The organism is Micromonospora arborensis, assembly GCF_003205615.1.
GTDB lineage: Bacteria > Actinomycetota > Actinomycetes > Mycobacteriales > Micromonosporaceae > Micromonospora > Micromonospora arborensis.
In genome coordinates this window covers 39,806-54,821 of the sequence record NZ_PYBV01000024.1, presented here as the reverse complement: position 1 = coordinate 54,821, position 15,016 = coordinate 39,806, and the positions used below count along the sequence as shown (strand labels likewise).

Genomic DNA, 15,016 nt, shown 5'->3' with positions numbered 1-15,016 from the left:
AATATCGACGAGAGGTGATCATGAGCCGATACGCACCGCCACAGCCCGCCCGTATGCGAAACCTGCTGGTGCTGGTCCCGCTGCTGGGCACCATCGCTGTCGCCACCGCCTGCACCGCTACCTCGGACCCGTCCGACTCGGCCTCGTCGACCCCGGCGCCGACGACCGCGGCGGCAGCGGTGGATCCGACCGGGTCACCGTCGCCGAGCGCGAGCACCCCGGCGACAATCCCGACGTCAGCCTTCATCGAGTTGCCGTCCGAGCTACGGAAGTCTCCACGACGTGCGACGGCCGTCGAGGAGGCCCTGCCGAAGCTGTGTGCCAACGAGTTCGGCAGCGGAGGCCGACAGGTGACCGCGAGCGCCGCGATGACCGTCACCTACAAGAAGCCCGGCGACAACGAGGGCAATACGCCGCAGGGGATGATCCACCAAACCATCTTCACCTTCGACGGTGACGGCGCCTCGGCGTACCTGGCACGCGTCCGCACCGCCGTGGAGGCGTGTCCCTCCTACACGCAACTCGAGAACTCCACCACCGTCAAGAGTCAAACCCTGCCCGGCGTCGGCGACGAGGCGCTGCTGGTGACCCGGACGTGGCCCTATGCGAACCTGAACGGGACACGCACCGGCGGCAACGGGTCCAGCCAGATCGCGGTGGCGCGTGTCGGCAACGCCGTGACGGTCTTCGACGACCAGGGGTGGGAGGGCAGCAGCGGCGATCCCACCCTCCTGGACCGGATTGTCCGCGACGGTGCAAAGACCCTCGACGCCTGGCAGCGGTAGGAGGCGGCGGTGTACGGGGGTCCATCGAACGGCCCAGTCTTGGGTCGGATCAAGGACAGCAGGACACCGGGCGCGCGCACACCCGCAGACTGAGTTATCAGTCCAGGTGGGAGGCGATCATGTCGGACGGTCAGACGGCGAAGGCACCGTGGCTCCCGCCGCGTTGGTTCATCCGCCTGGCCTGGTCGGTGCACCGGGGCCTGTACAAGGTCTCCGGCAGTCGGGTCGGGCTGTGGCAGCCACGCAGTAATCGCTGGGGTGCGCTGCGGCTGACCACTACCGGTCGTCGGACCGGGCAGCAGCGAAGCGTCATCGTCGCGTACTTCGAGGATGGCCCGAACCTGGTCACCGTGGCGATGAACGGGTGGGGTGAGGGCCAGCCCGCCTGGTGGCTCAACCTGCAGGCGCATCCGGACGCGTCCGTCGACGTGGTCGGCGGGCCGCGGCTGGTCCGCGGTCGCGCCGCCACCGACGACGAGCGGTTGCGACTGTGGCCACGGTGGAGCGAGTCCGACGCGAACTTCGACGCCCACGCGGCGCGAAGGTCGTCCGAAACCACGGTGGTGGTGCTGGAGCCCAGACCGGGTGGTGCCTCGGCGGTGCAATGATGCGGCTCGTGATCTCCTCGCCCGCAGAGCCGCTCGACTTCCGCGGTGTGCGACGTGCCTACGACACGGTGGCCGAGGCCTACGCCAACAAACTGCCGGACACGCGCGCCGAGGCACCCCTCGACCTCGCCATGATCGACGCCTTTGTTGAGGCGGTGACGTCCAGAGGCGACGCCCGAGTCCTCGATGCGGGGTGCGGCCCCGGCCGGATGAGCAGGTACCTCGCCCAGCGCGGGTGTCAGGTGCAGGGCCTCGATCTGTCTCCGGGCATGATCGCCATGGCCCGACGCGACCACCCGGACCTGATGTGCACGGTGGGCTCGTTGACCGCCCTCCCCTACCCGGACGACCAGTTCGCCGGCGTGCTCCTGTGGTATTCCACCATCCACACACCTCCCGCCGGGCAGGCCCGCATCTTCGCGGAGGCGGCCCGGGTCCTACGCCCAACCGGCCACCTGCTCGTCGGATTCCAGGCCGGCGAGGGTACGCGTGACCTGTCGGCGGCGTACCGCCGCTTCGGCCACGAGATCCACCTTGAGCGACACCATTACGCCGTGGACCAGGTCGCCGCCGAAATCGCGGCCGCCGGTCTGCGGGAGGAGTGCCGCCTGGTGCGACGGGCTCGGGGCACCGAGCGCGACGATCAGGCGTTCCTGCTGGCCAGAGCCGGTTGAGTCAGCGGTTGAAGGCGAGGTACAGGCCGAGGCCGAAGTTGACCACCAGGATGATCGCGCCGACGACGGCGAACCAGCGCTGCCACGCCGTCCATCGGACCGTCCTCTGGGACTCGACGTTGTCCGCCTCCTCCACCCGGACCTCCGCGATCCTGTCCCGTTCCTTTGCGTCCCGGCGATCCGCGACCACACCGGCACTGAACAGGGTGACGTTGGCGCGAAGCTCCTCGGTGAGACTTCGCAACGCCTGGGTCATCGATTCGATCGAACCATTGATATGCCGGAGGTGCTCATCGTGCCCCTGCAGACGTTGCTCGATCCGGCCCGCGTCGAGACCGCGGTTGTAGGCGGCTGCCTTCTCCTCGGTGTTCTCCGGGCCCGTCACGACGGTCTCGCCGGCCGATCCGGGGATCTGGTGCTGGAGAGACGCACGGCCCTACCTCCTACTGACCACCGCAGCTGCCGAATGGTCGATGCTCCAGTCGTACCACTCCCAGCCGGAGAAAGCCACTGCTCGGATCCGACAAAACCGCAGGTCAGAGCAGTGTTTCCGGCCAGTGGAGGGGCAGCTCGAGGCTCGGGATGACAACTTCGGCAGTACGACGCCCAGGACGCGTACAGCCCTGGTGGTAGACGCGGAGTCAACTCCGGCAGGACGACCAACGTGCACTCCGATACCTACGCTGCCGGCTGTACCCGTCAGACGACCGAAGGGGAAACGCCATGTCCATCTGTCACCTGCTCACCACCGCCGTAGCCGCCCCGCTCGGGGGGATCGACCTGGCCGCACCGGCAGCCGCACACGCCTCCGTCCAACCGGCCGCCGCAGCTGTTCTCGCCATGAGCTCCGGGCGACTCGGTGCCAGCGTGGCCGCCCTGCTCGGGCTGGTCGGCGCGGTCATCGGCGGGCTGGCACTGGCCCGCCCCGCCAGTCGCGTCGGCACCGGCACCGGGCGGCTCGGCGCCGTCCTGGCCCTGGCAGCAGGGCTGACCGCCATGGCGCTCGGCGGTGTGGTGGTGGCCACCTCCGACAGTGGCATCGGCACGGGCAACGGGCGTGGTGGGGCCTTCGTGGCCCTGGCGGTCGGGCTGGTCAGCGTGGTCCTCGGTGGGCTGGCACTGGGCCGCTCCCGCCGCGCCGGCCGGTTGCCCGCCTGAGGTGGTCAGGGTCGGGCGAGCCAACCAGGAACGGTCAGGCCGGACTCGTAGGCGAGGATCACCAGCTGGGCGCGATCCCGGACCTGCGCCTTGGTCATGATCCGGCTGACATGCGTCTTGGCGGTCGCTGGACTCAGCACCAGCCGCGCCGCGATCTCGTCATTCGAGAGGCCGGCGGCGACCAGCGTCAGCACCTCACGCTCCCGCTCGGTGAGCGCGCTCAGTCGCGGCGCGGGGTCCGGATGCATGACCCGGGCGGTGAACTCGGCGATCAACCGACGGGTGATCGCCGGCGCGATCAGCGCGTCGCCACGGGCGACCACCCGCACCCCGTGGATCAGCTCGGCCGGCTCGGTGTCCTTCACCAGGAAGCCGCTCGCACCGGCCCGCAGGGCACGGTAGACATAATCGTCCAGGTCGAACGTGGTCAGGATGATCACGCGGGCAGCGCAGCTCGCGACGATCTTCGCGGTGGCAGCGAGGCCATCCAGCACCGGCATCTGGATGTCCATGAGGACGACATCCGGTCGCAGCTGCCCGGCGAGCCGCACCGCCTCGGCGCCGTCGGCGGCCTCGCCGACCACCTCGATGCCGTCCTCACCCTCCAGGATGGACCGGAAGCCGGCACGTACCAGGGTCTGGTCATCGACGAGCAGCAGCCGGATCACGCCAGCTCCCCCGCCGGCAGCGGCAGGCGAGCGCAGACCCGAAAGCCGCCCTCCGGCTGGGCGCCCGTGGTCAGCGAACCGCCAAGCGCCCGGGCACGCTCGCGCATGCCGAGGATCCCGCTGCCGGGCATGCCTGGTGTGCTGGTGCCGTCGTCCTCCACCTCCACCACCACGTCGTCGTGGTCAGGCCGGATCCGGACCACCGCGGCGGTGGCGCCCGCGTGCCGGGCCACGTTGGTGAGCGCCTCCTGGACGATCCGGTACACCGCGAGGTCGACCTCCGGCGGCAGCGACCGGGTCTCGGCGAGCTCGGTGCGGATCGTCAACTCGGATCGCCCGGCCGCCGTGATCAGATCGCCGAGGCGGTTCAGGCCCGGCCTGGGCACCAACGGCTCCGCACCCTCCTGCCGTAGCACGCCGAGCGTCGTACGCAACTCCCGCAACGTCTCCTTGCTGGTCTGTTTGATCGCGGTGAGCGCCTGCTCGGACCGGGTCGGGTCCGGCCGGTGCAACGCCGCGCTGGCCTGCACATTGATCAGCGAGAGGTGGTGACCGAGCGCGTCGTGCAGCTCGCGGGCGATGCGCAACCGCTCCTCGGTGGCACGCCGCCGGGCCTCCTCCTCCATCCGCTGCTCGGCGACGATCGCGCGGGCCTGTGCTTCGGCAAGGTAGGCCCGACGGTTGCGGGTCACACCGACGATGACCGCGATCAGCCAACCAGCGTGCAGCAGCGTCGCCCCATTCATCGTGTCCGGGGATCGGTTGTAGCTGTCGGCGACGGCGAAGGCCAGCACCGAGGCGAGACCGAGCCCGACGGCGACCCGGAGATATCCCTCGTCGACAACGGTGTAGAGCGCCACGACGAACACCAGCATGATCGGGCCGGGCTTGTGTAGCAACGCCCCGTACGCGCCGATGCCGGCCAGCGCCACCACGCCGACCGGCACCGGATGGCGGCGGCGGACGCAGAGCGCAGCGGAGGAACCGAGCACCACCACCAGCGCCGTCCATTCGGCGGTGGTGTCGATGCCACTTGACTGCACCACCAGGCCGACGAGGGCGACCAGACCGACGGCGAGCACCAGGGCCGTGTCCGCCGTCCGGCCACGCCACCGCGACCCTGACATAGGCCGAAGCCTAACCCGCGTTTCGTCGGAGGCTCGTGCCATGATGCGGCGCACCTCGAGGCAAGGAGCTTGGCGGGATGGCCACGGCGATCGTGCGGGACGAGACAGCGACCGGGAGAGCCATCGACCAGTGGCCGTTGACCGGGTTGCCGGAGCGCATCTCTGCCCGGGAGTTGGTCCGCCTGCGGGTGCGCGAGGAGGTCGCCCGATTCAACGCCCACCGCCCGGAGCACTTCCGCGGGCTGGTGCAGCCGACCGACACGGAGGCCACGTTGAACGGCTACCGGGTCGCCCGGGGCAGGCGTCTCGACTGGGAGCACCAGGCAGACGCCGCCTGCGCCGCCTTCGCCCGTAACGGTTTCCTGCTGCTGGTCGGCAACCGCCAGATCGATGACCTCGACGAGGAGATCGACCTGCTCGCCGACCTGGATGTGGCCTTCGTGCGGCTCGTTGCGCTGGTGGGTGGTTGACGTGGGCGACTGGACGGAGTTCCTTCCCGACCTGAGCGATGCGGATCGACGGCAGGTGGAGATCGGCCTTGCCGAGGCCGATGCTCAGGTCAGGGCTGTTCTGCACGTCGCACGGACGTACCACTGGAGGCACTCGATAATCAACGTGCCGGAGTGGGCCGCGGTCGAGTCGTGGCCGGTCGAGGTGCGCCGCAGCGCCGCGCTGGCCATGCATCTGGAGTCGTCGACCAGTTCGACTCCGACCGCGCTCAACGATGTCGTGCGGAGTCTGGCCGACGGAGACCTGCCCTGGACGCGGGCGGACCTCGTGTGGTGCCTGGAGGTCGTGGCACGCGGGGAGTCCTATGACAACGGCGCACACCTGGAGCTGCCGGCGGTGATCGCCACGCGCCTGGCGCCTGCCGAGCTGGCCGACCTGGCACAGGTCCTCGACGCCTTCCTCAGCGAGCTGGTGAGCGACTATTTCGTCGCGGCGGAGCCGCGACGACGCTTTATCACGCTGATCGGCGACGCCCTCGATCGCGCCACCGGCCGTCGCGTGCCGTCGTGGCTGCTCCACGACGGAGACGGGTTCGGGCCGCTCGTTCGCGCCGAGATGACTGCTGTCCTCGCCGCGCCGGGCGTGCCGGAGGTGTTGGCGCACTGCGCCTCTCTGGAAAGACCGGCAGCGCCGGCGAAATGGCAGCGGCGCCTCGACGAGCTGCTCGCCGCCACACCGGGCGGCGCTCAGGTCGTTCGGTCGGTCCTCGAAGCGTTCGCCGCCTACGGGCGGCCCCTGCACGACGACTCGGACCGCCTCGTTCGAGGCCTGGTCTGGGCGCTGTCGCGGCAGCCCGACGAGCCGGCGACAGACCTGTTGGCACGGGTCACCGCAGCCGCCGCGACGGCGCCACGGCAGTCCTCGGGTTTCCCCCACGCCCAGCGGACTGCTGTCGCGGCCGTGCAACTGCTCGAGGGCCGGAAAGGCGAGGTGCCGGTACGCACGCTGGCGAGGCTGGCCGGTACGGTCAAGAACAAGGCGCTGCAGAAGCGGATCCAGACCGCGCTGACCCGCATCGGCGCGCTGCGGGGATGGTCGCTCAGCGAGGTGGTGGAGCTCGCCGTCGACGACCACGGGCTCGGCCTCGACGGGCGACTACGCACACCGGTCGGGCCGTACGAAGCGACGGTCGACGTCCTGGGCGAGAAGGCACGCCTGACCTTCGCTCGTGACGGTGTCCCGCTCAAGGGCGTCCCGGTTCAGGTCAAGCAGGCGTACGGCGACGAGCTGAAGCAGTTACGTGACCTCGTCAAACGCGTTGGCGCGACCCTGGCCGCCGAGCGCCTGCGGGTGGAAGGGCTGCTGTCCGAGGAGCGCATCTGGTCGTACCCGCAATGGTCGTCCCGATTCCTCGTACACCCGATCACCGGTGCCTACGGACGGCGGCTGTTGTGGGAGACCAGCACCGACGGACGAACGTGGACGGCGGGCCTGCCCCGACGCGACGGCGACGATTGGACGATCGCCGGCCTGGACGGCCAGGACGTTCCTCGCGGCCAGGTCAGGCTGTGGCATCCCGCCCGAGCGACGACCGACGAGGTCCTCGCCTGGCGTGAGCACGTGGTCGCCGCCGGTCTGGCACAGCCGTTCAAGCAGGCCTTCCGAGAGGTCTACCTCCTTACGCCCGCCGAGGAGAGGACGCTCGTCTACTCCAACCGGTTCGCCGCTCACATCCTGCGGTACCGGCAGGCGAACGCCCTCATGCGCGCCCGGGGCTGGCAGGCCGGATACCTCGGCACCTGGGATGGCGGTTATGACAGCGACGCCACCAAGCTCTTCGGCGGCGGTGCGTGGCGGGCGTCGTTCCGCCACCAACTGGTCGACAACCCGGATCCGCACAGCTACGACGTCGAATACTGCTCCACCGACCAGGTGCGTTTCGCCCGCCGCGACGGGGCGACGTGGCAGCAGGTGCCGGTCGTCGACGTGCCACCACTGGTCTTCACCGAGGCCATGCGTGACGTGGACCTGTTCGTCGGCGTCACGTCGATCGCCACCGACCCGCAGTGGGCCGACCGCGGCGAGGACCAGCTGCACACCTATTGGCGCAGCACCGTCAGCGCCGCGCTGACCCCCTCTGCGGAGGTACGTCGAGACGCGCTGGCCCGGCTGCTACCGCGTACGAACATCGCCGGTCGGGTGGCCCTCTCCGACCGGTACCTGCACGTCCGCGGGAACGTCCGCACCTATCGGATACACCTCGGCTCCGGCAACATCCTGACGGAGCCCGACGATTCGTACCTGTGCATCGTCCCGGCCCGCGACCGCACCGGCCGGCTTCACCTGCCCTTCGACGACGACCCCATGCTGTCGACGATCCTGTCCAAGGCGATCATGCTCGCCGCCGACGACACGATCACCGACACCACGGTGCTCCGACAGCTCAGCAGATGACGGACGGAGCCCTTGGAGATCATTTCTCGCCTAGGGCGTCGAGGTGCACTCTGAGCGCCGCTGCGATCTCGCCCGCCACGAGGACCTGATCCGGCGTCAGGGCGTCGACGAAGAGTTCGCGAATGGCACGCAGGTGCGGAAACGTGGCTCCCCGGAACGCCTCGGCTCCGGCCGGGGTGAGCAGCACCTCCGCGCCCCGGGGCACAGTCGCGCACTCCTGCCGGCGAATGAGGCCACGCCGCTCCATCCGCCCCAGGTGGTGGGAGAGCCGACTGCGCTCCCAGCCGATGTGCGCCGCGAGTGCGGAGGAACGCATCGCCTGCCCCTCGGCCTCGCTGAGAGCGAGCAGGACGGCGTAGTCCCCCGTCGAGAGCGAGGAGTCGTTCTGTAGGCGGGACTCGAGCCGGGAGCTCAGCGCCGCCGTCGTCTCGATGAAGTCCCGCCAGATCCGTAGCTCGTCCGAGGTGGGGAGTTGGCGTCCTCCCCGTCGGGCGGGTGTGGCCTCCGTCATCTCACTCTCCTGGAATTGACGTGTCAATCGCCAAGTTAGCATCATTGACACGTCAACCGGTAGGTCCGCTCCCGCGGGTCGCCGGCCCGGAGCACCGAGGAGCACACGATGACAGCTGCAGGTTTCGAACTGGGGCTCAACTCGTTCGGGGAGGTGGCCACCGACGGCGACCGGGTCCTGAGCGACGCCGAGACCGTCCGGCTCCTCGTGGACGAGGCACGACTCGCCGAGTCGGTCGGACTCGACGTGTTCAGCCTCGGCGAGCACTACCGCGAGGGCCACAACGACTCGGCGACACCGGTGTTGCTCGCGGCAGCCGCGACCGCGACCGAGCGGATTCGCCTCGGCACCTCGGTCACGGTGCTCAGCACCAACGATCCGGTACGCCTCTACCACGAGTTCGCCACCCTCGACGCCGTCTCCAACGGCCGCGCTCAGATGGTCCTCGGACGCGCATCGGCGACCGAGTCGTTTCCGCTGTTCGGCTACGACCTGGCCGACTACGAGCGGTTGTTCGAGGAGAAGCTGGACCTCTTCCTGCGGCTTCAGCGGGACGAACCCGTCACCTGGTCCGGCACCGTGCGAAGCCCCCTGACCGGGCAGCGCCTCCATCCGCGGATGCAGCCCGGGGGCATCCCGACGTGGATCGGCGTCGGAGGGAGCCCGAACTCGGTCGTCCGCGCCGCCCGGCACGGACTTCCGCTCATGCTCGCGATCATCGGTGGGCGCCCTCAGCGCTTCGCCAGCCACGTCGACCTCTACACCAGGGCGCTCGAACAATTCGGGCATACCCTGCAGCCGATCGGGCAGCACTCACTCGGCCTTGTCGCGGACACCGACGAAGAGGCGGTGGAGACGTGGTGGCGGTACTGGCAGCCGGTCGTGGCGGCGCTCGCCGCGGAACGCGGCTTCTACAAACCGGACCGCGCACGCTACGAGGCGGAAATCGACCAGGGCGCGCTCTTCGTCGGATCACCCGAGACGGTGGCGCAGAAGATCGCCACAGTCGCCCGTGACCTGCGGCTGAGCCGCTTCGACCTGAAGTACGACATCATGCACCTGCCCCGCGAGGCACGCGCACGCACCATCCAACTGCTCGGCAGTGAGGTCGCGCCGCGGGTCCGGGAGCTGCTGGCGAAGGAGCCCACCCATGTCTGACCTCATGTTCGGCCTCGACACGTTCGGCGACGTACCGGAGGACGACGCCGGCAAGCTCGTGTCGCACGCCGCGGCGATCCGGCAGGTCGTCGACGAGGCGGTGCTCGCCGACGACCTCGGCGTCGACGTCATCGCGCTCGGCGAGCACCATCGGCCGGAGTACTCGGTGTCGACGCCGGAGACGGTGCTCGCGGGGATCGCCACCCGTACGTCGCGGATCCGGCTGGCGTCCGGGGTGACCGTGCTGAGTTCGGACGACCCGGTCCGGGTGTTCCAGCGTTTCGCCACGGTCGACGCGCTGTCGCACGGCCGGGCCGAGGTCATCCTCGGTCGCGGCTCGTTCACCGAGTCGTTTCCCCTCTTCGGCTACGACCTGCGCGACTACGACACGCTGTTCGAGGAGAAGATCGACCTGTTCGTCAAGCTCCTCGACGAGAAGCCGGTCACCTGGAGCGGCACCCTGCGTGCCCCGCTGGACAACGCCGACGTCTTCCCGAAGACGGAGTCGGGGCACCTGAGCACCTGGGTCGGCGTGGGCGGCTCACCGCAGTCGGTCGTGCGGACCGCCCAGTACGGGCTTCCGCTGATGCTCGCCATCATCGGCGGCGCCCCCGAGCGGTTCGCGCCCTACCTGGACCTCTATCGGAGAGCCGCCGAGCAACTCGGTACGACCGCACACCCGGTCGGCATGCACTCGCCAGGCTTCATCGCCGACACCGACGAGGAGGCGAAGGAGATTTACTGGCCGCACTACCGCGTCATGCGTAACCGGATCGGCGCGCTGCGGGGCTGGCCACCGATCCGTCGCCAGGAGTTCGACTCCGAGGTGGAGGGTGGTTCCCTGTACATCGGCTCGCCGGAGACCGTGGCCCGGCGGATGGCCCGCGCGATCCGCAGCCTCGGCGTCGGCCGGTTCGACCTCATCTACTCGGCCGGCGCGCAACCGGTCAGCGCCCGGATGCGTGCCGTGGAACTGTACGGCTCCAGGGTGATCCCCATGGTCCGCGACATCCTGGCCAGCTGACCAGCACTCCCGAAGGCACGGAATACCGAAAGGACGACATGAACGACAACGACCGGAGCCGGCCTGTGACCCTCGGCATCCTCGGGGCCGGCAAGGTGGGTACGGTGCTCGCCCGGCTCGCCGTCGCCGCCGGCTACCGGGTGCTGGTCGCCGGCTCCGGCGACCCGGCGAAGATCGCACTCACCGTCGAGGTGCTCGCTCCCGGGGCGGCAGCCACCACGGCTGTCGACGCGGTGGCCGGCGCGGACATCGTCATCCTCGCCCTTCCGCTGGGCAAGTACCGCAGCGTTCCCGCCGAGGCGCTGCACGGCAAGCTTGTCGTCGATGCCATGAACTACTGGTGGGAGATCGACGGCATTCGGGACGACCTCACCAACCCGCGTACCTCGTCGAGCGAGATCGTCCAGGCGTTCCTGTCCGGGTCCCGTGTCGTCAAGGCGTTCAACCACATGGGCTACCACGATCTTGAGGACGAGGCTCGACCAGTGGGGACACCTGGCCGCAAGGCCATCGTGATCGCCGGCGACAGCGCCACTGACCTCACCACGGTCGCCGGACTGGTGGACGCGTTGGGGTTCGATCCGGTCGTCGCCGGTCCCCTCGCCGAGGGCGTACGGCTCGAGCCGGGCAGCGAGTTGTTCGGCGCCAACGTGAGCGCCGACGAGGTGCGTGCCATGCTCGACCGGTTCCCTGAGTCGGAGCGTGGGCGGACCATCGCCGCTGCCCGAGCCTCGACGTCGAACGAGGCCGCTTAGCGCGACCGGCAATAGGTGTCACCTGAGTCTGCGGGTGGTGGGCCAGGCGTCCGCTGCACGCCTCGGAGGTATCGCGCAGCAGTGGCGAGTCGTGCCGGTCGGCCGGGGCGCCGGCCATTCCCAGTGGGATGCCGTAGCCGTCCACGCCGGTCGAGCGTTTCTTAGCGGGCCCGAGTTGTGCCGTGCGCGGCGAACGACGTGCGGTCACCCTGCCAGGACTCGCGGGGCACAGCCAGGTCCAAGTCCGCCAAGTTCTGTTCGGAAAGTTGCACGTCGGCGGCTGCGGCGTTCTCTGCGAGCCGCGCCCGGCTGCGGGTGCCAGGGATCGGCACCACGTCCGGTCCCTGCGCTAGCAGCCAGGCCAGAGCCAGCTGCCCCGGAGTGACGCCGTGCTCGTCGGCCAGCTTGGTCAGGGTCTGCACCAGGTTGAGGTTGCTGGCCAGGTTCTGAGCGGCGAAGCGGGGATCGGTGCGCCGGAAGTCGCCCTCCGGGAACGGGCCGGCTGACAGCGCACCGGTCAGCAGTCCACGGCCGAGCGGGCTGTACGGCACCAGGCCCACCCCCAGCTGGCGGGCGGCCGGCACCACGTCGTCCTCAGGCTCGCGCCAGGCCAGCGACCACTCGAACTGGACGGCGGCGATCGGGTGCACCGTGACCGCCTGCTCCAGCTGGGCAGGGTTGACCTCGGAGACGCCCAGGTGTCGCACCTTCCCGGCGGTCACCAGTTCGCCCATCGCGCCGATCGTCTCGGTCACTGGCACCTCGGGGTCGACGCGGTGCAGGTAGTACAGATCGATGGTGTCGACGCCGAGCCGCTCGAGCGAGGCGTCACAGTAGCCGCGCACGTTTTCCGGGCGGCCATCGAGGCGTACGCCGTCGGCGTCGCGCACGATGCCGAACTTGGTGGCCAGCACGACGTCGTCACGCCGGCCGGCGATCGCGCGGGCGACGAGCCGCTCGTTGTGTCCTCGGCCGTAGCTCATCGCCGTATCAATCATGGTGATGCCGGTGTCCAGGGCGTCGTGCAGCACGGCGAGCGATTCGTCGTCATCGGCTGGCCCGTACGCCTGAGAGAAGCCCATGCAGCCGAGCCCGATCGCGGACGTCGTTACGCCGGCGGTGCCGAGAATCCGTTGGTCCATGCGTTGTTGTGCCATGCCATCAGCCTTCCGCTGCTTCTTTGATATGTCCAAGTCAGGTTTGTGCTGACACTCATCTCGATCCAAGATAGGCCGATGGAGTTGCGCCAGTTGCGATATTTCGAGGCCGTCGCCCGCCACGGCGGGTTCACCAGGGCCGCCGAACACCTGCGTGTCGCCCAGTCGGCGATCTCCGCCCAGGTACGAGCCCTGGAGACCGACATCGGCGCCGAGCTGTTCGCCCGGACCACCCGGCGGGTCTCGCTAACCGCGGCCGGCGAGCTGCTGCTGCACCGGGTACGGCGGGTGCTGAACGAACTCGACGGCGCCCGAGGCGACCTGGCGGATCTGGCCGCCGTCCTCAGTGGCCAAGTGACGATCGGCGCGACCGCAGTGGTCGGCGGCTTCGACTTGCCGGCGGCGCTCGCCAGCTTCCACTCCCGCCATCCGGGTGTCGCGCTCACGCTGCGATCCGGGCTGATCGCGCCGCTGCTCGCCGATCTGGACGCGGGCTCGCTGGATTTCGTGGTCGGCCCGGTGCACAACGACCTGCCATCGCGCTTCTCGGCACGCCGGGTCGGCCGGGAGGAGGTGGTGCTGATCCTCCCGTCCGGCCACCGGCTTGCCGGCTCGCGCCCGATCCCATTCGCCGACCTGCGTGACGAGTCCTTCGTGTGCCTGCCGGCCGGCAGCGGCCTGCGCGCCATCCTGGACGGGGCCGCGCACCGGGCCGGGTTCGAGCCCAGGGTGCCGTTCGAAACGCACGGCCCGGCTAGCATCCGCGAGCTGGTGAGCGCGGGCCTCGGCGTGGCGCTGCTGGCCCGCACAGCTGCTGTGGCGGCCGGGCCGCCGGTGGCTGTGCAGCCAGCGGACCGGGCACCCGCGCACCCACAGATCGGCCTCATCCACCACCGGGACCGCCGGCTCAGCGCTGCGGCCCAAGCGTGTCGCCGCCAGTTTGTTGAACGAGCGGCGACCGGCCCGACCTGACCGGTCCGGCCTCGAACGGGCCGGGCCGGACCCCTTAGGGGACGCCGGCTCCGCGGACCGATCAGGAATCAAGAAGCTCGGGGGCGTCGTCCCGGCTTAGCCTTTTCCCAGGTCGCCGGCAGCACGCCGGGCCTGGACGACGAGAGGGAGCCCGAGCATGTCCGCGAAGACCACCACGACCACGTCCGATGGTTTCAGCCCGGAAGAGCGGGCCGCGATGAAGGAACGCGCCTCCGAACTGCGCGCCGAGGGCAAGAAGGGTGCAAAGAAGGCCGACGGGCTGCAGGCGATCCTCGACCGGATCGCGCAGATGGCGCCGGAGGATCGCGCGCTCGCCGAGCGCGTCCACGTGACGGTGACCGCCGCCGCCCCGGATCTGATGCCGAAGACCTGGTACGGCATGCCCGCCTACGCGAACGCGGACGGCAAGATCGTCGTGTTCTTCCAGGACTCCGGCAAGTTCAACTACCGGTACTCGACCCTGGGCTTCCAGGACACGGCCAACCTCGACGACGGCGACCTGTGGCCGGTGTCGTACGCGCTGCAGAAGTGGACCCCGGCGGTGGAGAAGAGGGTCATCGAGCTGGTGAAGGCCGCCGTGTCCTGACCGCCGCCCGCGCCGACGGTCAGGGGCTGGCGTCGGGTGCCTATGGTTCGAGCATGTCGATCACCGACCATGCGCTGGCCATCGAGGCGGCGGAAGCCGGAGCTGCCGTCGTCCGCTCCCACTACGGATCAGCGCTGACGCGCTTCCTGAAGACTGCGGGCGACTTCGCCACCACCGCCGACGTCGAGGCGGAGAAGGCAATCCTCGGTGTCCTGCGGGCCAAGCGTCCCCACGACGTCGTGTTGGCGGAGGAGAGCGGGCGCACCGGCACCGACGGAAACGGACGTACGTGGCTGGTCGACCCGTTGTGCGGAACGTTGAACTATGCCGTGGGTAACCTGCTGACCTCGGTCAGCGTCGCTCTGCGGTCAGGGGCAGACGGCACGGTGGCCGCCTCGGCCGACCCGTTCACCGATGAGGTGTTCTGGACCGACGGCACCGCCGCGTTCGTGCGCCATGGTGGCATCGACGAGCGACTCACCCCGTCGGCCGAGTCGAGTCTGGTCGACGTCAATCTCGACCCGCCATTTCCCAACAAGCACGTTTTCCTGGCGGCCCGGATGCTCGCTGACGATGGCTTCATCGAACAGTTCCGCCCGCGCGTCGTCTCCACCACCCTGGCCGTGGCATGGGTCGCTGCCGGTCGCCGCGCGGCCTACGTCACGGACGGTCGCCACCTGCGCGACAGCGTTCACTTCGCGGCCGGGATCGCCCTCTGCCAGGCGGCCGGTTGCGTGGTCACCGGGATCGACGGTCAGCCGGTGCACGCCGGTGGCAACGGTCTCCTCGTCGCCGCGGACGAGCCGACACACGCCGCCCTGTTGACTCTCATTCAGAATCAGCGCCCCCACAGGGACTGAGGCCCGAGCGCGCCAACCACCTGGTGGGCAGGTGACCAGGACCGGGAT

The 15,016-nt window shown here is 69.7% G+C and carries 17 protein-coding genes and 1 pseudogene; 12 read left to right on the top strand and 6 right to left on the bottom strand.

Features of this window, described 5'->3' with window-relative positions; genetic code table 11:
• Positions 1 to 20: 20 nt before the first annotated feature.
• From C7C45_RS19675 to C7C45_RS19665, 3 genes are all read left to right on the top strand, one after another.
• The gene (locus C7C45_RS19675) at positions 21 to 785 is read left to right on the top strand and encodes a hypothetical protein (protein ID WP_146247352.1); all 765 of its coding nucleotides are present in this window, start codon (positions 21 to 23) and stop codon (positions 783 to 785) included.
• Positions 786 to 904: 119 nt separating this feature from the next.
• The gene (locus C7C45_RS19670) at positions 905 to 1,393 is read left to right on the top strand and encodes a nitroreductase/quinone reductase family protein (RefSeq protein ID WP_110565152.1); all 489 of its coding nucleotides are present in this window, start codon (positions 905 to 907) and stop codon (positions 1,391 to 1,393) included.
• 8 nt (positions 1,394 to 1,401) lie between these two features.
• On the top strand, positions 1,402 to 2,067 hold the full coding sequence (locus tag C7C45_RS19665; protein ID WP_244200455.1) for a class I SAM-dependent DNA methyltransferase: 666 nt from the start codon (positions 1,402 to 1,404) through the stop codon (positions 2,065 to 2,067).
• A 1-nt stretch (position 2,068) separates the two neighbouring features.
• On the opposite strand, the gene C7C45_RS19660 is transcribed toward C7C45_RS19665, so the two are convergent.
• Entirely contained in the window at positions 2,069 to 2,452 is a 384-nt protein-coding gene (locus tag C7C45_RS19660; protein WP_110565151.1) for a hypothetical protein, read from the bottom strand.
• A gap of 338 nt (positions 2,453 to 2,790) precedes the next feature.
• On the opposite strand from C7C45_RS19660, the gene C7C45_RS19655 reads away from it, so the two are divergent.
• Positions 2,791 to 3,225 (top strand): DUF6223 family protein, encoded by a 435-nt coding sequence (locus C7C45_RS19655; RefSeq protein ID WP_110565150.1) that lies wholly within the window; start codon positions 2,791 to 2,793, stop codon positions 3,223 to 3,225.
• 5 nt (positions 3,226 to 3,230) lie between these two features.
• On the opposite strand, the gene C7C45_RS19650 is transcribed toward C7C45_RS19655, so the two are convergent.
• Together C7C45_RS19650 and C7C45_RS19645 are read right to left on the bottom strand one after the other, a co-directional pair.
• Positions 3,231 to 3,893, bottom strand: a complete 663-nt coding sequence (locus tag C7C45_RS19650; protein WP_110565149.1) for a response regulator — start codon at positions 3,891 to 3,893, stop codon at positions 3,231 to 3,233.
• On the bottom strand, positions 3,890 to 5,020 hold the full coding sequence (locus tag C7C45_RS19645; protein WP_110565148.1) for a sensor histidine kinase: 1,131 nt from the start codon (positions 5,018 to 5,020) through the stop codon (positions 3,890 to 3,892). Before C7C45_RS19645 ends, C7C45_RS19650 begins: the two co-directional genes overlap by 4 nt.
• A 77-nt stretch (positions 5,021 to 5,097) precedes the next feature.
• On the opposite strand from C7C45_RS19645, the gene C7C45_RS19640 reads away from it, so the two are divergent.
• Both C7C45_RS19640 and C7C45_RS19635 read left to right on the top strand, forming a co-directional pair.
• Entirely contained in the window at positions 5,098 to 5,490 is a 393-nt protein-coding gene (locus tag C7C45_RS19640; RefSeq protein ID WP_110565147.1) for a hypothetical protein, read from the top strand.
• A 1-nt stretch (position 5,491) separates the two neighbouring features.
• Positions 5,492 to 7,924 carry a DUF4132 domain-containing protein gene (locus C7C45_RS19635; protein WP_146247351.1) on the top strand — a complete coding sequence of 811 codons (2,433 nt, stop codon included), beginning with the start codon at positions 5,492 to 5,494 and terminating at the stop codon, positions 7,922 to 7,924.
• 19 nt (positions 7,925 to 7,943) lie between these two features.
• Here C7C45_RS19635 and C7C45_RS19630 read toward each other — a convergent pair whose 3' ends face one another.
• Positions 7,944 to 8,435, bottom strand: a complete 492-nt coding sequence (locus C7C45_RS19630) for a MarR family winged helix-turn-helix transcriptional regulator (RefSeq protein WP_110565145.1) — start codon at positions 8,433 to 8,435, stop codon at positions 7,944 to 7,946.
• A gap of 108 nt (positions 8,436 to 8,543) precedes the next feature.
• Here C7C45_RS19630 and C7C45_RS19625 point away from each other — a divergent pair, with 108 nt between their 5' ends.
• The 3 genes from C7C45_RS19625 to C7C45_RS19615 are packed head-to-tail and all read left to right on the top strand — an operon-like array spanning position 8,544 to position 11,372.
• Positions 8,544 to 9,593, top strand: a complete 1,050-nt coding sequence (locus C7C45_RS19625; protein WP_110565144.1) for an LLM class flavin-dependent oxidoreductase — start codon at positions 8,544 to 8,546, stop codon at positions 9,591 to 9,593.
• Entirely contained in the window at positions 9,586 to 10,617 is a 1,032-nt protein-coding gene (locus tag C7C45_RS19620; RefSeq protein ID WP_110565143.1) for an LLM class flavin-dependent oxidoreductase, read from the top strand. Before C7C45_RS19625 ends, C7C45_RS19620 begins: the two co-directional genes overlap by 8 nt.
• A 38-nt stretch (positions 10,618 to 10,655) precedes the next feature.
• The gene (locus C7C45_RS19615; RefSeq protein WP_110565142.1) at positions 10,656 to 11,372 is read left to right on the top strand and encodes an NADPH-dependent F420 reductase; all 717 of its coding nucleotides are present in this window, start codon (positions 10,656 to 10,658) and stop codon (positions 11,370 to 11,372) included.
• Positions 11,373 to 11,433: 61 nt separating this feature from the next.
• Here the strand turns inward: C7C45_RS19615 and C7C45_RS35095 are convergent.
• A pseudogene (locus tag C7C45_RS35095) lies at positions 11,434 to 11,532 on the bottom strand (IS5/IS1182 family transposase); the annotation flags it as partial.
• Position 11,533: 1 nt separating this feature from the next.
• The gene (locus tag C7C45_RS19605; RefSeq protein ID WP_244200454.1) at positions 11,534 to 12,529 is read right to left on the bottom strand and encodes an aldo/keto reductase; all 996 of its coding nucleotides are present in this window, start codon (positions 12,527 to 12,529) and stop codon (positions 11,534 to 11,536) included.
• 78 nt (positions 12,530 to 12,607) lie between these two features.
• Here C7C45_RS19605 and C7C45_RS19600 point away from each other — a divergent pair, with 78 nt between their 5' ends.
• From C7C45_RS19600 to C7C45_RS19590, 3 genes are all read left to right on the top strand, one after another.
• A complete protein-coding gene (locus tag C7C45_RS19600) occupies positions 12,608 to 13,501 on the top strand; it encodes a LysR family transcriptional regulator (RefSeq protein ID WP_110565141.1) in 894 nt (297 codons plus the stop codon).
• A gap of 157 nt (positions 13,502 to 13,658) precedes the next feature.
• A complete protein-coding gene (locus C7C45_RS19595) occupies positions 13,659 to 14,108 on the top strand; it encodes an iron chaperone (protein WP_110565140.1) in 450 nt (149 codons plus the stop codon).
• Between the two features lie 53 nt (positions 14,109 to 14,161).
• Positions 14,162 to 14,968: an inositol monophosphatase family protein gene (locus C7C45_RS19590; RefSeq protein WP_110565139.1), complete on the top strand. Its 807-nt coding sequence runs from the start codon at positions 14,162 to 14,164 to the stop codon at positions 14,966 to 14,968.
• The last annotated feature ends 48 nt before the right edge of the window (positions 14,969 to 15,016 follow it).

Excerpts from the sequence above, each read along its gene's own strand:
- C7C45_RS19675 (WP_146247352.1), top strand. The coding sequence starts at position 21 with ATGAGCCGATACGCACCGCCACAGCCCGCCCGTATGCGAAACCTGCTG.
- C7C45_RS19670 (WP_110565152.1), top strand. The coding sequence starts at position 905 with ATGTCGGACGGTCAGACGGCGAAGGCACCGTGGCTCCCGCCGCGTTGG.
- C7C45_RS19655 (WP_110565150.1), top strand. The coding sequence starts at position 2,791 with ATGTCCATCTGTCACCTGCTCACCACCGCCGTAGCCGCCCCGCTCGGG.
- C7C45_RS19645 (WP_110565148.1), bottom strand. The coding sequence starts at position 5,020 with ATGTCAGGGTCGCGGTGGCGTGGCCGGACGGCGGACACGGCCCTGGTG.
- C7C45_RS19640 (WP_110565147.1), top strand. The coding sequence starts at position 5,098 with ATGGCCACGGCGATCGTGCGGGACGAGACAGCGACCGGGAGAGCCATC.
- C7C45_RS19630 (WP_110565145.1), bottom strand. The coding sequence starts at position 8,435 with ATGACGGAGGCCACACCCGCCCGACGGGGAGGACGCCAACTCCCCACC.
- C7C45_RS19625 (WP_110565144.1), top strand. The coding sequence starts at position 8,544 with ATGACAGCTGCAGGTTTCGAACTGGGGCTCAACTCGTTCGGGGAGGTG.
- C7C45_RS19620 (WP_110565143.1), top strand. The coding sequence starts at position 9,586 with ATGTCTGACCTCATGTTCGGCCTCGACACGTTCGGCGACGTACCGGAG.
- C7C45_RS19615 (WP_110565142.1), top strand. The coding sequence starts at position 10,656 with ATGAACGACAACGACCGGAGCCGGCCTGTGACCCTCGGCATCCTCGGG.
- C7C45_RS19605 (WP_244200454.1), bottom strand. The coding sequence starts at position 12,529 with ATGGCACAACAACGCATGGACCAACGGATTCTCGGCACCGCCGGCGTA.
- C7C45_RS19600 (WP_110565141.1), top strand. The coding sequence starts at position 12,608 with ATGGAGTTGCGCCAGTTGCGATATTTCGAGGCCGTCGCCCGCCACGGC.
- C7C45_RS19595 (WP_110565140.1), top strand. The coding sequence starts at position 13,659 with ATGTCCGCGAAGACCACCACGACCACGTCCGATGGTTTCAGCCCGGAA.
- C7C45_RS19590 (WP_110565139.1), top strand. The coding sequence starts at position 14,162 with ATGTCGATCACCGACCATGCGCTGGCCATCGAGGCGGCGGAAGCCGGA.